At 77.6% G+C, this 2,969-nt stretch carries 2 pseudogenes; both read right to left on the bottom strand.

Annotation, left to right across the window (positions count from 1 at the left end):
* A pseudogene (locus ABD308_RS39715) lies at window positions 1-875 on the bottom strand (acyl carrier protein); the annotation flags it as partial.
* 429 nt (window positions 876-1,304) lie between these two features.
* Window positions 1,305-2,828 (bottom strand): annotated as a pseudogene (locus ABD308_RS39710) (SDR family oxidoreductase); the annotation flags it as partial.
* Window positions 2,829-2,969: the final 141 nt, after the last annotated feature.

Below are 2,969 nucleotides of genomic sequence, written 5' to 3'. Positions count from 1 at the left end.
CCCCCCAGCGCGCGCTGGCGGGAGAACTCGGTGAAGGCGCCCGGCCGGGACAGCACCGTGACGCCGCCGGCCAGCGCGAGTTCGCACTCGCCCTGGCGCAGGGACTGGACGGCCAGGTGCAGGGCGACCAGCGACGACGAGCACGCGGTGTCCACGGTCACCGCCGGTCCCTCGAACCCGAAGGAGTACGACACCCGGCCGGACAGCACGGCGGCGCTGTTGCCGGTGAAGGCGTAGCCCTCCAGGTGGTCCGGCACATCGGGCATGTCGCAGACGTAGGAGGACGGTCCGGCGCCCATGAAGACACCGGTGCGGTGCCCCTTCATCCCGAGCGGGTCCAGCCCGGCGCGCTCCAGCGCCTCCCAGGACGCCTCCAGCACCAGGCGCTGCTGCGGGTCCATGGCCAGCGCCTCACGCGGCGAGATCCCGAAGAACTCCGCGTCGAAGCCCGCCACGTCGTCCAGGAACCCGCCCCGCCGCGTGTACGACTTCCACGACTTCTCCGGGTCCGGGTCGTACAGGTCCTCCGGCCAGCCCCGGTCGGTCGGGAACTCCGAGGTCGCGTCCACGCCCTCGGCGACCATCCGCCACAGCTCCTCCGGCGAACCCACCCCGCCCGGGTAGCGGCAGGCCATGCCGACCACCGCGATGGGGTCGTTGGCCAGGACCGTGCCGGACGGCGTCCGCGGCGTGGTCTCCTGGTCGGAGCCGAGCACCTGCTCCTCGACGAAGCGGGCCAGGTCGGCCGGGGTCGGGTAGTCGAAGATCAGGGTGGTGGGCAGCTGCAGGCCGGTGGCGGCCGAGAGCCGGTTGCGCAGCTCCACGGCGCTCAGCGAGTCCACGCCGGCCTCCATGAAGCGGAGGGACTCGTCGACGCGGGCGGCCGAGGCGTGGCCGAGCACCGTCGCGGCGTGCCCGCGCACCAGGTCCAGGACGAACCGGGTCCGCTCGGCCTTGGGCAGGGCCACCAGTCGGCGGGCCAGCGAGCGGCCGGCGCCGTCGTTGGCCGCCGCGACCCGCTTGGCGGAGCCGCGGACCAGCGCGCGCCACATCGGCGAGAGCACTCCGGCCATGGCGCGTTCGCGCAGCACCGAGGTGTCGACCCGGGTGCCGACGACGGTCGCGGCGTCGAGGGTCAGCGCGGCGTCGAGGACCGCGAGGCCCTCGTCGGCGGAGAGCGGGACGGCGCCGTCGCGGGTCGCCCTGGCCGGCTCGGCCTCGGCGGCCGGCGCGTCCTCGGCGGTGCTCCAGGCGCCCCAGGCCACGCAGAGCGCGTACCCGCCCTGGGCGCGGCGGCGGTGGGCGAGGCCGTCCAGGAAGGCGCTCGCGGCGGCGAGTCCGGCGTAGCCCGCGCCGCCGAAGACGCCGGCGGCCGAGGCGGACAGGACGAAAGCGGAGAGCGGGAGGTCGCGGGTCAGCGCGTCCAGGTGGACGGCGCCGGTCAGCCAGCCGTCGAGCGCCTCGTCGAGCTGCGGCCCGGTGAGGGTCTCCAGCATCGCGCTGTCCGGCACGCCGGCGGCGTGCACCACCGTGGTCAGCGGGTGCGCCTCGGGGACTACGGCCAGCACCCCGGCGAGCGCCGCGCGGTCGGTCAGGTCGCAGACGGCGACGGTGACCTCCGCGCCCAGCCCGGCCAGTTCCTCGCGCAGCCCGTCCAGGGCGGGTTCGGCGCCGGGCGGGGCGGTCAGCACCAGGTGGCGCAGCTGGTGCCGCTCCACCAGGTGGCGGGTGAGCAGCCGGCCCTGGCGGGAGGAGGCTCCGGTGATCAGGGCCGTGCCGTCGGCGTCCAGAGCGGCGGTGTCGGCGGCGGACCGGGTCCTCGCCGCCCGGGGGATCAGCAGCGCGCCGTCGCGGTGGGCGAGTTGGGGTTCGTCGGTGGCGGCGACCCGGGCCAGCAGGTCCGGCCAGTCGGGCGTCCCGGCCGCCGGGTCGGTGTCCAGCAGGATGAAGCGGTCGGGGTGTTCGCTCTGCGCGCCCCGGATCAGGCCCCAGGCGGTGGCGGCGGCGAGGTCCTCGACGGCCCCCGGGCCCTCCGCCCCGGCGGGGACGGCGCCACGGGTGGCGACGATCAGCGGGACGTGCTCCAGGCGCGGTTCGGCCAGCCAGTCCTGGACGGTGGCCAGCAGGGAGACCGCCAGCCGCCGGGCGGCCCCGGCGGGGTCGGCCTCGTCGGCGGCGGTGCCGCAGGTCAGCAGGCCGTAGGCGGGCGCCTCGGCGTCGAGGGCGGCCGCCAGGGCCTGGACGTCCGGGTGGCGGCGGGCGCCGGGCAGCTCGCCGTGGCCGGACGGCGGGACCGGTCCGAGCACGGCGACCGACGGCGGTCCGGCCGCGGGTTCGACGGCGGCCGGGATCCACTCCACCGTGAACAGGGTGTCCGGCACGGCACCGTCGGCGGCGAGGCGGCCGAGGTCCAGCGGGCGCAGCCGCACCTCCTCCGCGAGCAGCACCGGCTCGCCGGCCGCGTCGGCCGCGCTCAGCCGCAGGGTGTCCTCGCCGGTGCCGCGCAGCCGGACGCGCAGCGCGCCGGCGCCGGTGGCGAACAGCGAGACGCCCTGCCAGGCGTACGGCAGGCCCTCGCCGAAGGCGTCGTCGAGCCGCTGGGCGTGCAGGGCGGCGTCCAGCAGGGCGGGGTGCAGGACGAAGCGGTCGGCGTCCCCGGTCACCGGCTCCGGCAGCGCCACCTCGGCGAACAGGTCGCCGTCGGCGCCGCGCCAGAGGGCCGTCAGCCCCTGGAAGGCGGGGCCGTAGCCGTGGCCCGCCGCGGCGAGCGTCTCGTAGGCGTCCGTGACCGCGACCGGCGTGGCGCCGGCGGGCGGCCAGACCCGCAGCGGGGCGAAGTCCGCGTCCTCGGCGCGCGGGCGGGTCCGCTCGGGCTCGACGGTGGCCTGGGCGTGGCGGGTCCAGATGCCGCCGGGCCCGTCCTCGCCCTGCGGGCGGGAGTAGACGCCGACCTGGCGGCGGCCGTCGGC

Origin of the sequence: Kitasatospora putterlickiae (genome assembly GCF_039527695.1) — a bacterium.
In the GTDB taxonomy this organism is placed as follows: Bacteria; Actinomycetota; Actinomycetes; order Streptomycetales; family Streptomycetaceae; genus Kitasatospora; species Kitasatospora putterlickiae.
Note: the sequence above shows the minus strand (reverse complement) of the source record. Positions and strands in the feature narration are given on the sequence as shown.